Origin of the sequence: Allobosea sp. LjRoot90, from assembly GCF_964254315.1 — a bacterium.
Lineage (GTDB): Bacteria > Pseudomonadota > Alphaproteobacteria > Rhizobiales > Beijerinckiaceae > Allobosea.
Window position 1 is genome coordinate 871,343 of the sequence record NZ_CAXUTF020000002.1, and the last position, 19,832, is coordinate 891,174.

19 protein-coding genes and 1 tRNA gene are annotated in these 19,832 nt (G+C 66.2%); 6 read left to right on the forward strand and 14 right to left on the reverse strand.

The window, feature by feature from the left end:
- Positions 1-18 precede the first annotated feature (18 nt).
- Positions 19-555 (reverse strand): SH3 domain-containing protein, encoded by a 537-nt coding sequence (locus ACSQ3M_RS10970; RefSeq protein ID WP_436150091.1) that lies wholly within the window; start codon positions 553-555, stop codon positions 19-21.
- Between the two features lie 350 nt (positions 556-905).
- Here ACSQ3M_RS10970 and ACSQ3M_RS10975 point away from each other — a divergent pair, with 350 nt between their 5' ends.
- Positions 906-1,901 (forward strand): 2-hydroxyacid dehydrogenase, encoded by a 996-nt coding sequence (locus ACSQ3M_RS10975; RefSeq protein ID WP_436150092.1) that lies wholly within the window; start codon positions 906-908, stop codon positions 1,899-1,901.
- 58 nt (positions 1,902-1,959) lie between these two features.
- Here the strand turns inward: ACSQ3M_RS10975 and ACSQ3M_RS10980 are convergent, their stop codons facing one another.
- The gene (locus ACSQ3M_RS10980) at positions 1,960-2,346 is read right to left on the reverse strand and encodes a winged helix-turn-helix transcriptional regulator (RefSeq protein WP_436150093.1); all 387 of its coding nucleotides are present in this window, start codon (positions 2,344-2,346) and stop codon (positions 1,960-1,962) included.
- A gap of 102 nt (positions 2,347-2,448) precedes the next feature.
- On the opposite strand from ACSQ3M_RS10980, the gene ACSQ3M_RS10985 reads away from it, so the two are divergent.
- On the forward strand, positions 2,449-3,438 hold the full coding sequence (locus tag ACSQ3M_RS10985) for a quinone oxidoreductase family protein (RefSeq protein ID WP_436150094.1): 990 nt from the start codon (positions 2,449-2,451) through the stop codon (positions 3,436-3,438).
- Positions 3,439-3,444: 6 nt separating this feature from the next.
- Here the strand turns inward: ACSQ3M_RS10985 and ACSQ3M_RS10990 are convergent, their stop codons facing one another.
- Positions 3,445-4,449 carry a complex I NDUFA9 subunit family protein gene (locus tag ACSQ3M_RS10990; protein ID WP_436150095.1) on the reverse strand — a complete coding sequence of 335 codons (1,005 nt, stop codon included), beginning with the start codon at positions 4,447-4,449 and terminating at the stop codon, positions 3,445-3,447.
- 182 nt (positions 4,450-4,631) lie between these two features.
- On the opposite strand from ACSQ3M_RS10990, the gene ACSQ3M_RS10995 reads away from it, so the two are divergent.
- Positions 4,632-4,718: transfer RNA gene (locus ACSQ3M_RS10995), tRNA-Leu, on the forward strand.
- A gap of 189 nt (positions 4,719-4,907) precedes the next feature.
- Here the strand turns inward: ACSQ3M_RS10995 and ACSQ3M_RS11000 are convergent.
- From ACSQ3M_RS11000 to ACSQ3M_RS11035, 8 genes are all read right to left on the reverse strand, one after another.
- The gene (locus ACSQ3M_RS11000; protein WP_436150096.1) at positions 4,908-5,123 is read right to left on the reverse strand and encodes a DUF4287 domain-containing protein; all 216 of its coding nucleotides are present in this window, start codon (positions 5,121-5,123) and stop codon (positions 4,908-4,910) included.
- Positions 5,124-5,206: 83 nt separating this feature from the next.
- The gene (locus tag ACSQ3M_RS11005) at positions 5,207-6,148 is read right to left on the reverse strand and encodes a DMT family transporter (protein ID WP_436150097.1); all 942 of its coding nucleotides are present in this window, start codon (positions 6,146-6,148) and stop codon (positions 5,207-5,209) included.
- On the reverse strand, positions 6,138-6,950 hold the full coding sequence (locus tag ACSQ3M_RS11010; RefSeq protein WP_436150098.1) for an ABC transporter permease: 813 nt from the start codon (positions 6,948-6,950) through the stop codon (positions 6,138-6,140). Before ACSQ3M_RS11010 ends, ACSQ3M_RS11005 begins: the two co-directional genes overlap by 11 nt.
- A 42-nt stretch (positions 6,951-6,992) precedes the next feature.
- Positions 6,993-7,958: an ABC transporter substrate-binding protein gene (locus ACSQ3M_RS11015; RefSeq protein ID WP_436150099.1), complete on the reverse strand. Its 966-nt coding sequence runs from the start codon at positions 7,956-7,958 to the stop codon at positions 6,993-6,995.
- Positions 7,959-8,054: 96 nt separating this feature from the next.
- On the reverse strand, positions 8,055-9,047 hold the full coding sequence (locus ACSQ3M_RS11020) for an ABC transporter substrate-binding protein (RefSeq protein WP_436150100.1): 993 nt from the start codon (positions 9,045-9,047) through the stop codon (positions 8,055-8,057).
- Between the two features lie 236 nt (positions 9,048-9,283).
- Complete coding sequence (locus ACSQ3M_RS11025) at positions 9,284-10,216, reverse strand: LysR family transcriptional regulator (RefSeq protein ID WP_436150101.1); 933 nt, start codon at positions 10,214-10,216, stop codon at positions 9,284-9,286.
- 72 nt (positions 10,217-10,288) lie between these two features.
- Entirely contained in the window at positions 10,289-11,044 is a 756-nt protein-coding gene (locus ACSQ3M_RS11030; protein WP_436150102.1) for an ABC transporter permease, read from the reverse strand.
- A 3-nt stretch (positions 11,045-11,047) separates the two neighbouring features.
- On the reverse strand, positions 11,048-11,899 hold the full coding sequence (locus tag ACSQ3M_RS11035) for an ABC transporter ATP-binding protein (RefSeq protein ID WP_436150103.1): 852 nt from the start codon (positions 11,897-11,899) through the stop codon (positions 11,048-11,050).
- Between the two features lie 322 nt (positions 11,900-12,221).
- Here ACSQ3M_RS11035 and ACSQ3M_RS11040 point away from each other — a divergent pair, with 322 nt between their 5' ends.
- Entirely contained in the window at positions 12,222-12,728 is a 507-nt protein-coding gene (locus ACSQ3M_RS11040; RefSeq protein WP_436150104.1) for a MarR family winged helix-turn-helix transcriptional regulator, read from the forward strand.
- 14 nt (positions 12,729-12,742) lie between these two features.
- Here the strand turns inward: ACSQ3M_RS11040 and ACSQ3M_RS11045 are convergent, their stop codons facing one another.
- From ACSQ3M_RS11045 to ACSQ3M_RS11055, 3 genes are all read right to left on the reverse strand, one after another.
- Positions 12,743-14,530, reverse strand: coding sequence for a thiamine pyrophosphate-binding protein (locus tag ACSQ3M_RS11045; protein WP_436150105.1), 1,788 nt, complete (start codon positions 14,528-14,530; stop codon positions 12,743-12,745).
- 78 nt (positions 14,531-14,608) lie between these two features.
- Positions 14,609-16,072, reverse strand: a complete 1,464-nt coding sequence (locus ACSQ3M_RS11050) for an aldehyde dehydrogenase family protein (protein WP_436150106.1) — start codon at positions 16,070-16,072, stop codon at positions 14,609-14,611.
- A 136-nt stretch (positions 16,073-16,208) separates the two neighbouring features.
- Positions 16,209-17,543 (reverse strand): Rieske 2Fe-2S domain-containing protein, encoded by a 1,335-nt coding sequence (locus ACSQ3M_RS11055; RefSeq protein ID WP_436150107.1) that lies wholly within the window; start codon positions 17,541-17,543, stop codon positions 16,209-16,211.
- A gap of 114 nt (positions 17,544-17,657) precedes the next feature.
- Here ACSQ3M_RS11055 and ACSQ3M_RS11060 point away from each other — a divergent pair, with 114 nt between their 5' ends.
- Complete coding sequence (locus ACSQ3M_RS11060) at positions 17,658-18,617, forward strand: PDR/VanB family oxidoreductase (protein WP_436150108.1); 960 nt, start codon at positions 17,658-17,660, stop codon at positions 18,615-18,617.
- A 10-nt stretch (positions 18,618-18,627) separates the two neighbouring features.
- Positions 18,628-19,827, forward strand: coding sequence for a Gfo/Idh/MocA family protein (locus ACSQ3M_RS11065; protein WP_436150109.1), 1,200 nt, complete (start codon positions 18,628-18,630; stop codon positions 19,825-19,827).
- Positions 19,828-19,832: the final 5 nt, after the last annotated feature.

Sequence of the window (19,832 nt, forward strand, 5' to 3'; positions counted from 1 at the left end):
CGATCGAACGCCGGATCGCTACTGCACGGTCTCGTTGGGGTAGACGCCCCAGAGCCTGTCCTGCCGGATGTAGCCCGACATCTTGCTGACCGTGACGCGGCACCAGGCGCTCTGGCACGATTGCACATTGGCGATGACGCCGGGCTCGAGGGTCGCGACCACAGCCCCGCCCTCGTTCGCGGTATCGCGCAGGGAAAACGCCTCGCTCTTGTTCTTCGACCAGGGCGAGACCAGCACGGTGCGCCGCCCCGAGAGCAGACTGTGCAGCACCCAGCCCTCCGTGCCGTCGGCGTCTCGCACGCGTCGCCAGGTCTCGAATTCGGCGGTGATCTCGACAGGCAGGCCGGCGCGCTGGAAGACCCAGCTGGTGCGATGCTCCTTCGACGGGCCCTCGCGCAGATTGACCCGGTCCGATTTGAGGCTGACATAACGCGGCAGCGGCAGGCCGGAGACGGGCCCGGCGGCGACCTCCTGCGCCGTGCTCCGCGTCGCCAGCAGGGCCAGGCCCACCGCAAGCAGAAAGCCGGCTGTGCCGCGCATCGTCTGAACCGTCATCCAACCACTCCTCGACCTGACCGCCGTCGCTACGCGCCAATGGGTCAGGTTGTGTTCCGCCGCAACGCTGCTAGACAACGAAACGGCCGCTGATCGCCGAAACCAACCGACTCATTCCTGAAGCGCCTCGGTTAATGGCGGGTTGAGGCGGAATGGCGACGAAGCGGCCAGTAGAGCACGCGCCGATCAGATTGCACCGCAATCTGATCGGATCACGCGTTCTCTATTATTGGGTTAGAGACGGATTCACCGATCAGGTTGCTTCAACCTGATCGGATCCGGCTCTGGTCGCGCCTAACCGGCGCACGCCAGCAATATCGGAGCCCGAGGGGCCTGTTAGGGAGCCGTCCATGTCTAAGAAGAAGCCCCTGGTCGTCGTCACGCGCAAGCTGCCCGCCGTGGTCGAGACACGGATGCGGGAGCTCTTCGACGCCAGGCTCAACCTCGACGACACGCCGATGAGCCAGGCCGCGCTGGTCGAGGCGATGAAGACCGCCGACGTGCTGGTCCCGACCGTGACCGACAAGATCGATGCCGGCTTGATCGCCCAGGCCGGCGAGCAGCTGCGCCTGATCGCCAATTTCGGCAATGGCGTCGACAATATCGACGTCGCCAGTGCCGTGCAGCGCGGCATCACCGTGACCAATACGCCGGGCGTGCTGACCGACGACACCGCCGACATGACGATGGCGCTGATCCTCGCCGTGGCGCGCCGCATCGCCGAAGGCGCGCGCATCATCACCGATGACGAATGGGCCGGCTGGTCGCCGAACTGGATGCTGGGACGCCGCATCACCGGCAAGCGCCTCGGAATCGTCGGCATGGGCCGGATCGGCCAGGCGCTGGCCAAGCGCGCCGCCGCCTTCGGCCTGTCGATCCACTATCATAACCGCCGCCGGCTCGAGGCCCGCATCGAGGAGGCACTCGACGCGACCTATTGGGATTCGCTCGACCAGATGCTGGCGCGGATGGACGTCGTCTCGGTCAACTGCCCGCATACGCCGGCGACCTACCACCTGCTCTCGGCCCGCCGCCTCAAGCTGATGAAGCCGGATGCCATCCTGGTGAACACGGCGCGCGGCGAGATCGTCGACGAGACGGCGCTGTCGCGCATGCTGGAAGCCGGCGAACTCGCGGGCGCCGGGCTCGACGTGTTCGAGCACGAGCCCGCGGTCAATCCGCGCCTGCTCAAGCTCGCGCGCCAGCACCGCGTCGTCGTGCTGCCGCATATGGGCTCGGCCACCCATGAGGGCCGCGCCGACATGGGCGAGAAGGTCATCGTCAACATCAAGACCTTCATGGACGGTCACAAGCCGCCGGATCGCGTCCTGCCCAGCATGCTCTGAGACGTCTACCGGGGTGGCCGCCTGACGCGACCGTCTGCGCGATCAGTCATATCCTCGTTCAGGCTGCTTCGGACTGCGCATCAGGGCGGTAGCGGCACTCTGACAAGGTATCGAGCTCGCCGAGATCGGCGGCGTGGCGGCGGCCCCAGTCGCAGAGCGTCGCGATCACCGGGGCGAGGCTCTGGCCGAGCGGCGTCGCCGCATAGTCGACGCGCGCCGGCACCTGCCGGAAGATCTCGCGGCTGACGAGGCCGTGCTCCTCCATCTCGCGCAATTGCTGGATCAGCACCTTCTGCGTGATCGGTGGAATGCGCTTCTGCAGCTCCGTCAGGCGCTTGGGGCCGTCGAAGAGCTGATAGAGGATCACGGCCTTCCAGCGGCCGGAGATCACCTTGAGCGCCCGTTCCACCGGCAGCATCGGCAAGCGCTTCATCGGGTCGGCCATGCTCACCTCTTGGTCTGCAGCGAACAAATCGGTGTGTAGCCACCGGCCGGCATCCTAGCCCAGAACCCGCCTCACGCTCATCCCCTTCGCGTGAGGCCCATCATGAAAGCCATCCAATACAGCCGCTTCGGTGGTCCCGACGTGCTCGAGATCGTCGAAACCGACCAGCCCTCTCCCGGCCCCGGCGAGGTGCTGATCGCGGTCGGCGCCGTCGGCGTCAATTTCTTCGAGGTGTTGATGCGGCAGGACCGCTATGTCGTCACACCCGCCCTGCCCTTCAGCCCCGGCGTCGAGATCGCCGGCACCATCGCCGCGCTGGGGGAAGGCGTCACGACGTTCTCCGTCGGCGAACGGGTCGCGGCAGCGCTCTACCTCGCCGGCGTGCAGAGTGGCGGCTATGCCGAATATGTCGCGGTCAGCGCCGATGTCCTCGTGCGCCTGCCGGAGGCGCTGTCCTTTGCTGCGGGCGCGGCGCTGCAGGTACAAGGCCTGACCGCGCTGCACCTGTTGCGCAGCAATCCGGCGGCAGGACGCAATGTCCTGATCAGCGCCGCAGCCGGCGGCGTCGGCAGTCTTTTGGTCCAGCTGGCGAAACGGGCCGGGGCTAAGCGGGTCATCGCCATGGCGAGCTCGAACGAGAAACGCGCGCTGGCACAGGACATCGGTGCCGATGCGGGTGTCGACTACACGCGGCCCGACTGGCCGGAGCAGGTCCGCGCCCTGACCGATGGCGCAGGTCCGGACCTGATCTTCGATGCGTCTGGCGGCGATATCCCGGCAAAATGTCTCGCGCTGCTCGCCCCGTTCGGACGCCTCGTGCTCTACGGCCCGCTCTCGATCGCCGATTTCCGGCCGGATGCCGAGGCGTTGAAGGCCCTGATCTTCGGCAACCGCGCGGTCGCCGGCTTCTCGCTCCTGCCGCATCTGGCACCGGAGCGCCTTGCACACGATCTTGGCGAGCTGTTCGCGCTGGTTACCGCTGGCGAATTGAAGCTCCTGCCCGGCGGCAGCTTCCCGCTGGCGCAAGCGAGCGCCGCCCATGCCGCGCTGGAGAGCCGGCAGACGGCCGGCAAGCTGGTGCTGGTGCCGTGACCGGGCTCAGCCGCCGGCGCGGGCGGTGTCGAACTGGCCGGACTTGCGGAAGCGCCAGAGATAGCCCGGCACCTCGGCCTCGGCCGAGACCGGGGCGATGCCGAGCCCGCGCAAGGTCCGGCCTTCCTTTTCAGCGGTCGTGGACACGACGTTGTCGCTCTCGAGCAGGTTGACCTGGTCGCGCGTCAGGATGAGCTCTTTCGGCAAGAGGCCGAGCGTCAGCATGTCCGCGATCTCGAGGATCTGGCCCTGCAGGCGGGCGAGCCCGAACGGCATCGGCGCGATCAGGCGTTTGCGGCCGGTGACCTCGCAGACATAGTCGATCAGCTCCCGCAGGGTCTTCGCCTCCGGGCCGCCGAGCTCATAGACCTTGCCGCCCTCGAGCTTGCCATCGACGGCGCGCGCGATCGCCTCGGCGACGTCGCCGACGAAGACCGGCTGGAATTTGGTCTGCGCCCCCGCGAGCGGCAGCACCGGCAGCATGCGCACCAGCGAGGCGAACCGGTTGAAGAAGGTGTCCTCCGGCCCGAACATCACCGAGGGGCGCATGACGACCGCATGCTTGACCAGGGCGTGGACCGCGGCCTCGCCCTCGGCCTTGCTGCGGGCATAGGCTGATTTCGAATCAGCGTTAGCGCCGAGCGCGGAGACCTGGACCAGCCGGTCGACGCCGAAATTTGCGCAGGCCTGCGCGACGGTGCGCGCGCCCTGCGCCTGCACCGACGAGAAGTTCTGCCGGCCCTTCTCCTGCAGGATACCGACGAGGTTGATCACCGCATTGGCGCCCTTCACGGCGGCCGCGACCGAATCGGGATAGCGCAGATTGGCCTGCACCGCGGTGATCTGGCCGACGGTGCCGAGCGGCTGCAGGAAACCGGCGAGATCCGGACGGCGAACCGCAGCGCGGACACGGTAGCCCCGCCGCGCCAGCGCCCGCACGACATGCCGCCCGAGGAAGCCCGAGCCGCCGAAGACCGTGACGAGTTGCGAAGCGGGAGGCAGGACCGTCATGATGACGCGAAGCTCCGTTTGGAAGCGCTGAAAACTGGGATCGCTGCGCCTGTCCTAGTGCATCGCAACGCAGCTGTGAAGGCAGCGAGGCGTTGCCGGAGGAGGGGCAGATGCGGTGTTGTCAATAAAGCCGGCTTCGCCCGTTGACAGGCGCGTTCGGCCCCCGTAAACGAACCGCCGTTGCCCAGGTGGCGGAATTGGTAGACGCACCAGCTTCAGGTGCTGGCGCTCGCAAGGGCGTGGAGGTTCGAGTCCTCTCCTGGGCACCACTCAGCTACCAGAGTGGTGGTTTGTCAGCACCTTAGCTGATATCGAAGGCATGTATCGCCCTGATGGGCGTTCAAAGCAAAAGTGGCCCGGCGGCCCCTGCATCGCGCGCCCACGCCCGTCATGACCTGCTATGCGGCTAGCGCTCCGACACCTGTCGCCGATCGGATCGGCGACGCCTCGTGTAAAGGCTAGCTGCTGGCGCCCGTGGCCCGATGATGTGCCACCAGGGCGTTGGCGTGCCCATGCCCCATTCCGTGCTCCGACTTCAGCACGGCAATCATCTCCGCGTGCTTCTTGTCGCCGAGCGCAGCGAGGACCGCGAGCCAGTGGCTGATCGGCTGTCCATAGGTCCGTTCGATGGACGGAAAATAGGACGCGGGGCCCTTTACTTTTTCGACAGTCATCCGAAGCCTCCTTGATCCCGCCACGGCCGGGACCGAACAACAGCTCTTATCTGCGATATCGAGAGGCCGGCAACCTTCCGTGATCACACTTTGCGCGGCGCCGACGTGACGAGCCAGATGCCCAGAAGGATGATTGCGAAGCCTGCCAAGTGGAACCAGGCGATCTGCTCGCCGAGCAGGATGAAGCCCAGTGCAGCGCTGGTTGGCGGCAGGAGATGCATGAACATGCCGGTCCTGCCGGGGCCGAGCACAGCGACCGAGCGGTTCCAGAAGACATAGGCCAGGATCGACGGGAAGAGCGCGAAATACACCAGCGCGCCGGCGGTCGCCATGCTGAGTCGGAAACCTCCCTGCACGGCGTATTCCCAGGCGACGCCCGGCAGGTGGAACAGGACACCGAAGAACACGGTCACGCCGAGGAACGCCATTGCCGGCAGCCCAGCCGGCCGCCAGCGGATCAGCACGGTGTACAACGCCCAGCAGCTCATGCCGGCGAAGACGAGAATGTCGCCGCGGTTGAGCGCGACGCTCAGAAGCGTCCTTGGGTCCCCCCTGCAGATCACCAGAACCGCCCCGCAGAGCGAGACTGCGATCCCGGCAAGCTGTCGCCGCGTCAGCCTCTCCTTCAGGATCAGATAGGCCAGCAGGAAGGTGGCGACGGGGAGCAGGGAATTGACCAGCGCTGCGTTGGCGACCGGCGTGTAGTGCAGCGCCGCATAGACGAAGCAGTTGAATGCGGTCACGCCGATCGCGCCGAGCAGCGCGAGGAATGGCAGGTTGCCGCGAATGCGCGGCCAGGAATCGACGATCGGTCGCCAGCAGAACGGGACTAGGATGAGAAGGGCCAGGCTCCAGCGCCAGAACGACATCTGCACGGGTGGAATGGTTTCGCGCATCAGCCGCGCGATCAGGAAATTGCCCGACCAGAACAGAGGCGGCAGCGTTGCCAGCCAATAGGCCGCGCGCGGCACGCCTGCCTGCGGCTTCGTGGCCGGGATAGCTCCACCGACAGGTTCAGTGCGCATCCGAGGGGCGCCCGGTGGTGCGCAACTCGGTGTAGCGCCCGAGTACCACGTTCACGCCGACGGCCAGCAGGAAGACGACGATCAGCAGCGCGTACATGCGCGGCATGTCGAAGGTCGCATAGGTCTGGATCACGGCGTAGCCGAGCCCCTGATTGGCGAGTTTGGTCTCGGCCAGCAGCGTGCCGATGATGGCGACACCGAGCCCGATGCGCAGGCCGTTGATGACCGGTGCGCGCATTGCCGGCAGGTAGATCTTGGAGACCATCTGGCCGACATTGAGCCGGAAGCTGAGGCCGACCCGGATAAGCACGGTGTCGATCTCGCGCATCGCTGCAGCGACGCTGATCGCGACCGGAAAGAACGAGGACAGCGCGCCCATCGCGACCTTGGAACCCGGCCCGACGCCGAACCACATGATCAACAGCGGAAAGAAGATGATCTTCGGGGTCGGCCCGAGATAATGCAGCAGCGGCTCATAGGCGCGCTGCAGAAAACGATTGCTCCCGAGCAGGATGCCGACGGCGACCCCGCCGCCGCCGCCGATGAGGATCGCGAGCGCCACCTCGCCGGCGGTGACGCCGAGATTGGCGTAGAAGGTCGGCTCGACCAGGAGATGGGCGAGCGCGCGCATGATGAGGAGGAGCGACGGCACGACGTCGCGATAGAGCAACCCCGAGCGCGCCGCGATCTCCCAGATCGCCAGAAGTACCACGACGATGCCGATCCGCGTGATCAGCACGGCCCGTGCCTGGTCCATCGTCACCGGGCGGGTTTCCGTCCGGCCGAGGGTCGTTGTCGTCATCGCGCCGTCACTCCAGGTAGACGAGGCCGTCGATGCGCAGGCTCATTTGCGCGGCGGAATCTGGATCAACTCGGCGAGCTGTTCCTTGGTGAGTGGCTGGGCCGTGTATTTGAGCGCCACCGCGTCGGGAACGATGGTGTCCAGGCCAACGATCCTATCGGGGTCGAGCGCCGCCTTCGGGAAGAAATCATCCCGTGTGCGCCTGGCGATGGCCTCCGGAATCCCGACGAAATCGGCATAGGCCTTGATCGCCGCATCGCTGGAATACATCGCGTCGATGGTCTCGCGATAGGCGGCCATGTAGCGATCGATCATGGCCTTCTTGTTCTGCAGCGCGCTGGTGTTGGTGATCAGCAGGCGGACCGTCTGGCTCCTGAAGGCCTGGGTGTCGTTACCGGTTGCGACGACGCGGATTTCTCCCTTGTCGAGCTGGGGCAGGCCGAAGGGCGGCGCGGCCCAGCCGACATCGATCTGGCCGGACATCACCTGGGTCAGCGTCGGCGCCGGGCCTCCGGTCGCGGTCGGCCGGATCTTGAGGCTGTTCTCCTTGATGAAGGCGTTGACGACGCCATGGGTCGACGAGCCATTGGTCGAAAACGAGACCGTGTGGTTCTGCAGATCCTTGAGCGCCTTCACCGGAGAGTCGCTTTTGACATACCAGTAGAGATCCTTCGCCCCGGTCGTCTCCGCGCCGATGATGCGGATCGGCGCGCCCTTCGAATAGGCCGAGAGCGCGCCCATGATGCCGCCGGCAACGCCGATGTCGACGCTGTTGGAGAGCACGGCCTGCTGGGTCTCGCCGCCGCCCTGGGTGTAGAGCATCTCGAGCTCGAGATTGTGCTTCTTGAAGATGCCGAGCCGCGTGCCGACTTCCGACACCGAGGTATCCCAGTTGCCGCGCTGGCCGATCGCCAGCTTAAGCTTGTCCTGGGCCGCCGCGTCCTGCGCCATCGACAGCGTGAAGCCGAGTGCCGCAAGCGTCAACATGATCGTCTTGAATGTCGTCATCCTGTCCTCCCCTGTCGCCAGCTCGGTGCGGCTGGCCTTCATCGTCCTGCCTTCGCTTCTCTGGCGAAGTGAAAAGTCCGGAAATCCTTCGGCCTCTCAGATCTTGAAGGCCTCCAGCGTACTGGAATGGAAGAGCTCCTCGACCGAGAGCCGCCGCGAGGACAGCCCCTGACTGTGATGGGCCTCGAGGAACGCCTCCAGCGCGTGGCGGTTGGGGCCGACACCATAGGACCAGAAATCCTGCCCCATCAGGCTACGGGCCGCCTGCAACTGCTCCTCGACGAAAGGCAGCGTGATCTTGGTGGCGGATGTGTCCGCGAGCTTGGCGAGGGCGGCCGCCTTGGACTGTTCGAAGGCTTTCAGCAGTGCGGCCGGCAGCCAGGGCTGGGCTTCGACGATGCTGCGCCGTACGCACAGCACATGCATGATCGGGAAGATGTGAGTGCGCCGATAATAGTCCGACGCCGCGGCAGTCGGGTCCGAAAACAGACGCGCGATCTTCGGGTGCCCGGCTTCGAAGGCCGGCGGCGACCGCGGCCCGATATAGGCGTCGATCTCGCCGTTCATCAGCATCTCGTTGAGCGAGCGATCGGCCGGAGCCTGCATGACCGTGATCTCTGGCGGTAATTCAACGCTGATCTTCTCGGCGCGACCGGGTTGCTCCAGGCCGCCACGAACCCAGGTCACCTCGCTCGGCTTCACGCCATAATCATTTTCGAGGATCGCGCGGATCCAGACACAGGCGGTGAGCTGATATTCCGGGCAGCCGATACGCTTGCCCCGGAGATCCTCAGGCCGAGCGATGCCGCGATCGGTCCTGATGAAGATGCCGGTGTGGCGAAAGGCGCGCGACAGGAAGGCCGGGACGCCGACATAGGGGCTGTCGCCACGCGCCGTCTTGAGGGTGAAGCTCGATAGCGAGGCCTCGCAGACGTCGAATTCGGCATGGCGGAAGGCGCGGAAGAAGATTTCCTCCGGCACCAGCTTCATGAAGACGGGGTCGACACCGTCGATCTGGACCGCGCCGTCGAGCAGGGGGCGATTGCGATCATAGTCGCCGATGGCGATGGACAGGCGCAGATCGGACACGCAATTCCTCCCGGCTAGAGCCGGATCCGATCAGGTTGAACCAACCTGATCGATGAATCCGCCTCTAAATCATTGAAAGAGAACGCGTTATCCGATCAGATTGCATAGCAACCTGATCGGCGCGTGCTCTAGCGCGTCGGGCGCGCCATCATTTTGCGGCAGAGTGCGCCGCGCCGGCGGAGGGCACAAAGACTTCCGCGAAATGAGAACAAGACGTAGGCCGTATGGGAGGCGGTTCAGGAACCGACGCGTCGGGCGAGCGAGCCCAGCGATTCCAGCAGATGCTCGGTGACCGAGGCGAAGAAGCGGTCGACCGCCTCCTGCTGGCGGAAAGCCGGCGCATTGCCGGGCCTGATCAGGTAGAGCGTCCGCTTCGGCGGCTGGTCCGAGATGCGCTGCATGGCGAGCTTGCCGGTGCGCAGCTCCTCGATCGCCGTGCCATAGGGCATGATGCTCGCCGCCACGCCGCGCACGACGAGCGCCCGCATCGCCGGAACCGATTGCGCTTCGTAGACGATACGCAGCGGCAGCGAGAATTTCTCGGCAGCGGCCTTGAGCAGCTGCTGGACCATGTCGCGCTCACCGGCCTGCACGAGGTCGTGGTTCAGGGCCTCGGCCAGGGTCACCGTCTCCGGCAGCGGTTCGTCGGCGATCGGCCTGATGAGGACCAGTTCCTCTTCGAACAGGGCCGTCCGCTCGATCCCCGGGCGCGGCTGGTCGATGCCATAGGCGAAGGCCGCGTTCAGCTCGCCGCGCTCCATCGCAGCGATGAGGCCGTGGCTCAATTCTTCGACCAGGCTGAGCGAGACCGAGGGCATGCCGTTCTTGGCGTCGATCAGCAAATCGGGGCCAAGCTGGAGCATGATGCTCGGCGTCAGGCCCATCGTCAGCATTTCCTGATCGTTTCCGGCGAGCGCTTTGACATCGCGCCTGGCATCCTCGACCTCCTTCAGGATGCGTCTTGCGCGCTCGAGCAGCAGCTCTCCCGCCTGCGTCAGCACGACGCCGCGCGAATGGCGCAGCAGAAGTTCGGTCTGGAGGTTCTGCTCGAGCTGCCGGATCTGCAGGCCGAGGGCAGGTTGCGCGACGTTGAGCTGCTCCGCTGCCTTGGTGATGTTCCCGACTTCGGCGATCCCGACGAAATATCGAAGCTGGCGGAGATTGATCACTGCCTCCCGGGCATGTCGTCTTGGCGGCCATCATGCGGCGCTTCAGCAGTCGCCACAAGGCGCGGCCTGCCGTCAGCGGCCGGGCCGGAGCCAGCGCTCCATGCGCTCGAGTGCCGCGAAAATGACGACGCTGACGAGGATGACGAAGACGATCGTCGCGAAGACGCCGGCGAGGTCGTAGCGCTCCGCGAGATCGTTGATCAGCTGACCGAGCCCGCCGAAATTGATCAGGAACTCGACGCCGATCAGGTTGATCAGCGCGAAGACGAGCCCGAGGCGAACGCCGACGAAGATCGTCGGGATGGCAGCGGGGAATTCGATCTTCCAGAACTGCTGCGCGGGCGTGAGATTGTAGCTCAGCCCGACATTGATCAGGCTCTTCCTGACGCCTTTCAGTCCTTCCAGCGTCTTGAGGATGACCGGAGCGAGGCCGGCCACGAAGCCCATGGCGATGATCGTGGCAGCGCTGCGTCCGAAGATGACCAGGAAAAGCGGATAGGCCAGCACCACGGGCGCGGCGGCCACGGCGGCCACCCAGGGCTCGGTCGCGAGTGCGAGGATCCGGACCTTGTAGAGCAACACGCCGAGCGAGATGCCGACGATGGCGACGAGGACGCTCGCGGCCAGCGCCTCGCTCCCGGTCATCATCAATCGCTCCAGCAGCTGTTCCTCGGCGAACAACCGGCCGAAGCTGCCGAGGACGGCCGAGGGCAACGGGATCACGAACTGGTTGAGGAGGCCCAGCAGCAGGAGGAGCTCGACCACTCCCAGAGCGAGGCCGACTGTGGCGAAACCGATCGCGAGCGGCGGAATTCCGGCGAGCCGCATGATTCAGCCCTTCCGGCGGCGGGCGCCCGCCTCGGATTCGGCCATGCCGCGCGAGGCCTCCTCGCGCAAATCGTTCCATATCTCGGCGACATGCCGGCCGAACGCCTCGCTGCCGACGACGTCGCCGGTGCGCGGGCGTGGCAGGCGGATATCGACGATGCGCTTCACCTTGCCGGGGCGGAACGTCATGATGATGACCCGGTCGGAGAGCTGCACGGCCTCGGTGATATTGTGGGTGATCAGCAGGGTGGTCTGCTTCAGTGTTTCCTGAATCTTCAGGACCTTGTCGCCGAGCAGCAGGCGGGTCTGCTCGTCCAGCGCGGCGAAGGGCTCGTCCATCAGCAGGATCTTGGGTTCGAACACCAGCGTGCGGGCGATGGCGACGCGCTGACGCATGCCGCCCGAGAGCTCGGCCGGGTAACGCTGCTCGAAGCCGTTCAGGCCGACCATGTCGATGAAGTGCCGTGCCGCCTCATGGCGCTCGGCCTTGCGCACGCCCTTGACCTCGAGCGGGAAGGCGACGTTGTCGAGCACCGTCCGCCAGGGGAAGGTCGATTCCTCCTGAAAGACCATGCCGATCGAGGGGTGCGGGCCCGAAATCACGTCGCCGTCGACGCTGACCTTGCCCTCGTAGCCGCGCACCAGCCCGCCCAGAATATTGAACACGGTCGACTTGCCGCATCCCGACGGGCCGATGATCGAGACGAACTCGCCGCGCGCGACCGAAAACGACATATCGTCGACGGCGGTGATGGCGCCCTCGCGCGTCTCAAAGCGCATCGTCACGCCGTCGATGACCAGGTCGGCCTCTTTCACGGTCTCGGCAAGACGCAGTTTTGCGGCCGAAGCGGGCATTGCGTGCTCATCCCCTGGCTGGCCGTCGCTCATCGCCCCAACCCTCGCCGAGCTGCGACAGCAGCTGGATGGCGCGCTACGCTGGCGCGCCCGGAGCGGTCGAGGCCCGACTGAGGCGGCGGCATGTCATCCTTCCCTCGCGCGGCCGTCTTCGCTTCCGTTCGCGGCCTACGCAGGCACCACGTTAGTGAGGCGGCGCGGGCAAGGTCCAAGATTATCTTGCTTGGCCAGTCAAACTTTTCAGGATGGGCGGGTGAACCCGCTATCGAGGGCACGCTTGCGGCCTATACTGGCCGGCCTGACCTTGGAGATGTGAACGATCGTGGCGACGACGGGGGACGAGAACGGCGGGCTGACTGGAGCGCAGCACGACCTGCCGTTCGAGAGCAGTGTCGGCTACCAACTGCGGATGGCGAACCGCGCGACACAGCGCTACCTGCAGAGCAAAATCGAGCCGCACGGCGTCACCACGGGCATGTGGTACTTTTTGCGAGCGCTCTGGCAGGAAGACGGGCTGACCCAGCGCGAGCTGTCCCGCCGGATCGGCACGATGGAGCCGACGACGCTGGCCGCACTCACCGCTATGGAGAGGGCCGGCCTGATCAGCCGCGAACGCGACCTGCATGACAGGCGAAAGCTGCATGTGCTGCTGACTCCGAAGGGCCAAGCGCTCAGAGCCGAGCTCCTGCCGATGGCGCAGGAGGTCGTCGAGCAGGCGACCGCCGGTTTCACGCCGGAGGATAAGGCCCGTTTCCTCGGCTATCTCGCCGCTGTCCAGCGCAATCTCGCCGATGTGCCGGACGTCGTTGACCCGGCTGGAGCTGCCTGAACAGCCCCCAGCGCTCAGTCCTTCGGGGTTTGTCCGGCATGGCGCGTCATGCCGGCCGCCATCGCCGGATTGTAGCCCGGCATGACGCGGGCATCGATCAGAACCGAAGCACCGGCCTTGGCTGCCTTCACCGCTTCGACTACTGCGTCACGGAGGGCATCGACCGTTCGGATGGGGCCGATGCCCGTCAGCCCCTGCGCCCTGGCGATGGCGGCGATATCGATATCGGGCTCGTCGATGCGCTGGCCGATCCACTTGTTCTCGACCGGGCGCTGACGCTGCTTCGCCACGCGCTCCTGATGGATCTCGTCATTGTAGAAGGAGCGGTTGTTCGAGACGATCGCGACGAAGGGCAGCTTGTAATGCGCCGCCGTCCACAGAGCGGAGGCCGCCATCATGGTGTCGCCGTCTCCCAGAACCGCCACGGGGAGCCGGCCCGAGCCCTTGAGCGCCAGGGCCGCGCCGATCAGCATGCCCGGCCCCGAGCCGATGCCGGCGCCGCCGTCGATCCCGAGATAGTCGAGCGGATGCCGGAAATGCCAGGCCTCGGTGGCCCAGCCGAGCGGCAGGCGAACCAGGCTGATGACCTCGTCCCGCAGCGCCTCGCCCATGGCTGCGGCGAGCGAAACGACGTCCAGCGGGCGCTCGCCATCGAAGGCCAGCGCCGGCAAGGTCGGGCGGACGGCCGGGGCCGTGCCGGGGCCGACTCCCAATGCGTCGGCGATCAGGTGCATGGCCGCATCGGGATCGGCTGCGAGATGAAGATCGGCCGGCGCAAGCGCCTGATGGTCCATGCTCCAGCCATTATGCAGATGGTGGTCCAGCGAGACGCTGATCACGCGGGCGGACAGAGGGCTATCGGCTTGACGCAGGGTGCCGCCGAGATCGACCCAGTCGAAGGCGAGGATGACGTCGGCGGCCCGGATGGCGTCGACCGCCTGCGCATCGAGGAAGAAGGACGGCTTGGCTGCGTGCAGAGCATGGTCCGTCGGGAAGACGGCCGCGGTCTTGATGTCGGTCAGGACGGAAGCGCCGAGATGCTCGGCCAGCGCGACGCGGCGGCCCCAGTCGCCCTCTGCGCGCGACATCCGGCCGAACAGGATGAGCGGCGCCTTCGCCTCCCGCAGCAGGGCGGCCGCCCGGCTGATCTCGGCGGCTGCGGGAACACTCGGCGAAGCCACCGCGAAGCGTTTCGGGTCAGGGAGAGGCGGCATCTCATCGAGCCGCTTCTCCTGCATCGAGACGTCGAGGCAGACATAGGTCGGGGCCTGCGGCGCACTGCGCGTCAGGTTGGCCGCGCGGATCAGCGCATCGACCGTCGCCGCGACCGAGACGGGCTGGTCGTCCCATTTCACGTAAGGCCGGATCAGGGCGCCCTGGTCCTTGGCGGTGTGCAGCCAGTCGATCCAGGGCCTGCGCTCGGCGGCATCGACCGGGCCGGTCGCGCCCAGGATCAGCATCGGCACGCGATCGCACCAGGCGTTGTAGATTGCCATCACGCCGTGCATCAGGCCGACATTGCTGTGCAGGATCACGCCCATCGGCTTGCCCGTCACCTTGGCGTAGCCATGGGCGACGGCGACGGCATGCTCCTCATGCAGACACAGCAGCATCTGCGGCTGCTGGTTGCCGAGATGATTGACGAGGCTGTCATGCAGACCCCGGAAGCTGGAACCGGGGTTCAGCGCGAGATAGGGGATGTCGAGCGCGCGCAGCATCTGCGCGACGACATCGCTTCCCCAGATGCCATTGTCGCTTGAGGCAACGGGCACATCGATGCCGGACAGCGTCAGGTCGTTCATGGCGTTTCCCCGGACTAGTTCTTGTGCAGGAGCTGCGACCAGCTGCCTGGGGCAGCGATCCCGCCCGTCCCTGAAGCGTCAGCCCGGCAATTTCAGGCTGACATGGATGTTCTTTTCCTGGGTGAAGGCGATGAGTTCGCCGAGGCACTCCTCGCGGCCGATGCCCGACTGCTTCCAGCCCCCGAAGGGCGTGCCCAGGAAATGCTTCGCGACTTCGTTGATCCAGACAAAACCTGCCTCCGCCGCCAGCGCGGTGCGGTGCGCCTTGACGAGGTCATTGGTCCAGATCGAGCAGGTCAGCCCGTACTCGACGCTGTTGACCGTCTCCAGCATCTGCGTCTCGTCGCTCCAGGGCATGACCGAGAGGACCGGGCCGAAGATCTCCTCGCGCGCGATCCGCATCTGCGGCGTCACGTCGGCGAAGATCGTCGGGTCGATGTAGAACCCCCCGGCGAGCCTAGGATCGTCCGGCACGCGGCCGCCGCAGATCAGCCTAGCGCCCTCGGCCTTTGCCGATGCGATGAAATCGAGGATGCGGGCATGTTGGGCTCCGCTGACGATCGCGCCCATGGTCGTCGCCTCGTCCGTGGGAATGCCGGGCACGAAGCCGGACAGTTTTTCCGGCAGCCGGGCGAGAACCGCTTCATAGATGTCGCGGTGGATGAACGCTCGGCTGGTCGAGCCGCAGGACTGGCCGCACCAGGTGAAGTTCATGCCGCCGACGACCGCGGCGGCGACCCGCTCCGGATCGGCGTCGGCGAAAGCGATCAGCGCGTTCTTGCCGCCGAGCTCCAGCAGCACCGGCTTGATCGTGTCGCTCGCCGCCTTCATCACGGCGCGGCCGGCCTGGACGCTGCCGATCAGCGCGACCTTGTCGATACCGGGATGAGAGGCCAGCGCCGCTCCCGCCTCACGCCCGCCCGGCACGACGCTGAGGACACCCTCCGGCAGCAGGCCACCGATGAGCTCGGCCAATCTGAGCGACGACAACGGAGCCTGCTCCGGCGGCTTGATGATGACGGCGTTGCCAGCCGCCAGCGGCGCCGCCATCTTGCCGGCGCAGAACATGAAGGGGTGGTTGAAGGCGAGGATGCGGGCGACCACGCCGAGCGGCTGGCGTACCGTGAGGTTGATCGCATCCGGGCCCATCGGGATGGTGTCGCCCTTCATCTCGGTGACGAGGCCGCCGAAGAAGTCGAGCTGGGCTGCGGCGATGGCGGCGTCGCCGATCATCTCACGCACCGGATTGCCGCAATTGGCGGCGTCGAGCGCGGCGAGTTCGCGGGCGTTCTCGCGGACGACTGCGGCGATCGCCTTCAGGATGCGCCCGCGCTCGAGCGGCGGCACCTGGCGCCAAATCCTGAACCCCGTCCGCGCCGCGGCGACCGCAGCATCGACATCGGCCGCGGACGCCTCGGCGACATCGCAAATGGCCTCATTCGTGCCGGGGTTAAGCGTGGCGGCATAGCGTCCGGACAGCGGATGGCGCCAGCTTCCGCCGATATAGAGGCTGCGGCCGGTCGGCGCGGGCTTATCGAGCATGGCTGGTCTCACGGCGGGCTGTGCACGTCGGCGCGAACACTCGCGCACGCTCAGCCTGCGTTCAAAGACTTTCCCGCTTTGGCGGCGATGCCGAAAAACTACTTCGCAGTTGCGAGAGGCGCAGCGCCCTGACGGGTCAACCCCGCGCAGCCGCCATCTCGGCTTCGGTCTCGTCCTGCTCCATCCCGTCGAGCACCGCGACCTCCTCGCTCGATGCACCGAGCTTGCGCCAGTCCTCGCTCTTGGGAACGATGCCCTGGTAGGAGCGCAGCTTGGCCTGCGGGATATGCGGTTGGATCAGGCCGATGGCCTCGCTGCCGGCGGCGTGCTTGCGCGCCGCGTCGATCATCACGCGGCGGAACTGGACGATGGCGATGTCGCTGGCGCCGAGGCGCTCGCTGGTGCGATCCGCGATCGGCCCCATCGATTCCCACATCATGATGTCCTGGTTCGGGATCCCCGGCACGCCGGTGAAATCCCCGAGCTTCATCGCCTTGCGGTCCTGCAGGTAGTTGTTCGCCTTGTGGCGCAGCATCGGCTTGTAGGTCTTGTCGAGATCGATGCCGACCTGCGCGACGCAGAACTTGCGCCAGCTCTCCTGGTCGATGCAGTCGTCATTGCCCCAGGCGATGAAATGGAAATAGCTCGAGACGTCGTCCTTGGGTACGATGACCGTGGCGACGTTGTAGGACGCATTCGGCGGGATCAGCGCTGCGAAGGGTGCAACGAAGACCGTCAGGCGGATGTAGTCATGCGTCTGCGCGTTGACGATCGGCCGGCGGATCGCGGCGTAGCGGAAGCCGTAATTCGTCAGCTGAACCTGGATGCGCGGATTCTTGTCCGTCGACGGCCGCGTCCAGTGCGTCGCCGTCGTGCCCGCCGTGGTCACGCGGGCGGGCTTCATGTCGGATGAATGCAGGCTGGAGGAATGGGCGGAATCGATCTGCCCTTCCATGATCTGAGCCCAGTTGCACGGCAGATCGATCTTCACGATCGAGACCTTGGCCTCCGGCGTCGGGGCCCAGGGCGGCGGCTCGAATTCCGGCATCAGCTCCTTCGGTCCCATATAGACCCAGACGAAGCCGCCGGCTTCTTCAGTCGGATAGGCCTTGTGCTGGACCTTCTCGGCGAAGCCGCTTTCGGCCGGCTCGGAGACCATCTCCAGCACCTTGCCGTCTACGTCGAACTTCCAGCCATGGTAGAGGCAGCGCAAACCGCATTCCTCATTGCGCCCGAAAAACAGCGAGGCCTTGCGATGCGGGCAGAACTCGCCGAGCACGCCGATGCGCCCGTCGGTGTCACGGAAGGCGACAAGATCCTCGCCAAAGAGCCGTACGCGAACCGGCGCACCGTCGCTCTCGACGAGCTGTTCGGAGAGCAGCGCCGGCACCCAGTGCCGCCGCATCAGCCCGCCCATCGGAGTGTCGCCTTCGACGCGGCAGAGCAGTTCGTTCTCTTCGCGGGTGAGCATGCGGACCCCTCCCAAAATGCGGCGCGGACTAGCCAGCGGCAAATTACTTAGATATCTAAGTGTAAGATTAGTCCGGTTCGAAACGCTTGTCGAGAGCGGCTCGCGGAGGGGAACATGACCGAGGAAGCAGCGACCATCCGGGTCACGATCGCGGACAAGCAGATGGTGGCAGAAGACATCTGCCTGTTCGAACTGCGCCTGGCAGATGGAGGGCCGCTGGCGCCGTTCACGCCCGGTGCCCATCTCGGCGTCAGGGTCCCCACTGGCGAGATGCGAAAATACTCGCTCTGCAACGATCCGGACGAGGCCGATCACTACGTCATCGCCGTCAAGAAGGAGCTCGGCGGCCGTGGCGGCTCGATCAGCCTGATCGACAGGACCCATGTCGGCGACGAGATCGCGATCACGGCGCCCCGCAACGATTTCGCGCTGAAGCCCGGCCCTTCCAGCTATATCTTCATCGCCGGCGGCATCGGCATCACGCCGATCCGGGCGATGATCAGGCATCTGCTGGCGACACGGGCGAAGCCGTTCAAGCTCTATTACTTCACGCGCAGCCCGGAGATAATGGCCTTCCGGGACGAGTTCCTGACGCCGGAATTCCGCGGGAAGGTGGTGATCCACCATGACGGCGGCGACCCGGACAAGGCCTATGATCTCTGGCCGATCCTGGAGGAGCCGAAAGGCGCCCATCTCTATTGCTGCGGGCCGCGCGGATTGATGGAAGCGGTGCGCGACATGACCGGGCACTGGTCGTCGGCCGCCGTGCATTTCGAGGATTTCGGCGCGGCCAGGGTCCGGCCGGAAGACAATACGCCGTTCACCATCGTGCTGGCGAAAAGCGGAGAGCGCCTCAACGTGCCGGCCGACAAGTCGATCCTGGAGCTGCTGCGCGAGGCCGGCAAGGTGCTGCCCTCATCCTGCGAAAGCGGCACCTGCGGCACCTGCAGGACGCGGCTCGTCTCGGGAGAGCCCGACCATCGCGATCTGGCGCTGGCCGAGCACGAGCGCGCCCGCAACATCATGATCTGCGTATCGCGCGCAAAGTCCGCCGAACTCGTACTCGACCTCTAAGGTGCCTGCGATGACTGAGCCGCTACGTCTGGGCGTCGTCGGATTGGGACGCGCCTTCATGCTGATGCTGCCGACCCTGGCGCATCATCCCCTCGTTCGACTCGTCGCGGCGGCCGACCCGCGCGAGGAGGCGCGCCGGCAGTTCGAGAGCGATTTCTCTCGGGCAGGTGCGCCGGCGCGCGCCTATGACAGTGTCGAGAGGCTCTGCGCCGACGACGCGGTCGAGGCGCTCTACATCGCCTCCCCGCACCAGTTCCATGTCGCGCATGTCCGCCTCGCCGCGGCCCATGGCAAGCATGTCCTGGTCGAGAAGCCGATGGCGCTGACCATCGCCGATTGCCAGGCGATGATCGAAGCGGCTGATGCCGGCGGCGTGCATCTCCTCGTCGGACACAGCCATTCCTACGACGCGCCCTACCTCAGCACCGCCGAGCTGATCCGTTCGGGGCGCTTCGGCCGTGCCCGGATGATCACGGCCTCGAACCACACAGATTTCCTCTACCGGCCGCGCCGGCCGGAAGAGCTCGATACAGCGCAGGGCGGCGGCGTGGTGTTCAGCCAGGGCGCCCATCAGGTCGATATCGTTCGCTTGCTCGGTGGCGGGCTGGTCTCCACCGTGCGGGCCACGACCGGCCGGTTCGACCCGGCGCGCCCGACGGAGGGCGCTTATCAGGCACTCCTGGTTTTCGCGGATGGGGCCAGCGCGACGCTGACCTATAGCGGCTATGGTCGCTATGACAGCGACGAGCAGCTCGGCTGGATCGGCGAGATGGGCCAGCCACGTGACCCAGAGAGTTACGGCACGGCGCGGCGCGGATTGGCTGAGGTTTCGACGCCGGAGGAAGAGGCCGCGCTCAAGAACACGCGCACCTATGGCGTGGCGAAGAGCCCCGTCGCGGCACCAACGGCCGCCCTCGGACACAATCATTTCGGGCCGATCACGGTCTGCTGCGAGCTGGCCGACCTTCGTCCATTGGCCGAGGGCGTGATGGTCTACGCCGACGATCGCCGTTGGCTGGAGGCGCTGCCGGCACCGACCGTACCGCGCGCCGAGGTCGTCGATGAGCTTTATGCGGCCGTCAGGTCCGGCATCGCGCCATTGCACTGCGGCGCATGGGGCATGGCGACCCTCGAGGTCTGTCTCGCGATCCTCGAATCGGGGCGTACCGGCAGGGAGATCGCGCTCCAGCACCAGGTTGCGCCTGGCTGAGCGGG

What these genes read in the sequence shown, in the direction of transcription:
- ACSQ3M_RS11005 (WP_436150097.1), bottom strand. Translation starts at nt 6,148, where the DNA reads ATGCGCACTGAACCTGTCGGTGGAGCTATCCCGGCCACGAAGCCGCAG.
- ACSQ3M_RS11055 (WP_436150107.1), bottom strand. Translation starts at nt 17,543, where the DNA reads ATGCTCACCCGCGAAGAGAACGAACTGCTCTGCCGCGTCGAAGGCGAC.
- ACSQ3M_RS11000 (WP_436150096.1), bottom strand. Translation starts at nt 5,123, where the DNA reads ATGACTGTCGAAAAAGTAAAGGGCCCCGCGTCCTATTTTCCGTCCATC.
- ACSQ3M_RS11030 (WP_436150102.1), bottom strand. Translation starts at nt 11,044, where the DNA reads ATGCGGCTCGCCGGAATTCCGCCGCTCGCGATCGGTTTCGCCACAGTC.
- ACSQ3M_RS11045 (WP_436150105.1), bottom strand. Translation starts at nt 14,530, where the DNA reads ATGAACGACCTGACGCTGTCCGGCATCGATGTGCCCGTTGCCTCAAGC.
- ACSQ3M_RS10985 (WP_436150094.1), top strand. Translation starts at nt 2,449, where the DNA reads ATGAAAGCCATCCAATACAGCCGCTTCGGTGGTCCCGACGTGCTCGAG.
- ACSQ3M_RS11015 (WP_436150099.1), bottom strand. Translation starts at nt 7,958, where the DNA reads ATGACGACATTCAAGACGATCATGTTGACGCTTGCGGCACTCGGCTTC.
- ACSQ3M_RS11065 (WP_436150109.1), top strand. Translation starts at nt 18,628, where the DNA reads ATGACTGAGCCGCTACGTCTGGGCGTCGTCGGATTGGGACGCGCCTTC.
- ACSQ3M_RS10980 (WP_436150093.1), bottom strand. Translation starts at nt 2,346, where the DNA reads ATGGCCGACCCGATGAAGCGCTTGCCGATGCTGCCGGTGGAACGGGCG.
- ACSQ3M_RS11035 (WP_436150103.1), bottom strand. Translation starts at nt 11,899, where the DNA reads ATGCCCGCTTCGGCCGCAAAACTGCGTCTTGCCGAGACCGTGAAAGAG.
- ACSQ3M_RS10970 (WP_436150091.1), bottom strand. Translation starts at nt 555, where the DNA reads ATGACGGTTCAGACGATGCGCGGCACAGCCGGCTTTCTGCTTGCGGTG.
- ACSQ3M_RS11050 (WP_436150106.1), bottom strand. Translation starts at nt 16,072, where the DNA reads ATGCTCGATAAGCCCGCGCCGACCGGCCGCAGCCTCTATATCGGCGGA.
- ACSQ3M_RS11060 (WP_436150108.1), top strand. Translation starts at nt 17,658, where the DNA reads ATGACCGAGGAAGCAGCGACCATCCGGGTCACGATCGCGGACAAGCAG.
- ACSQ3M_RS10990 (WP_436150095.1), bottom strand. Translation starts at nt 4,449, where the DNA reads ATGACGGTCCTGCCTCCCGCTTCGCAACTCGTCACGGTCTTCGGCGGC.
- ACSQ3M_RS11010 (WP_436150098.1), bottom strand. Translation starts at nt 6,950, where the DNA reads ATGACGACAACGACCCTCGGCCGGACGGAAACCCGCCCGGTGACGATG.
- ACSQ3M_RS10975 (WP_436150092.1), top strand. Translation starts at nt 906, where the DNA reads ATGTCTAAGAAGAAGCCCCTGGTCGTCGTCACGCGCAAGCTGCCCGCC.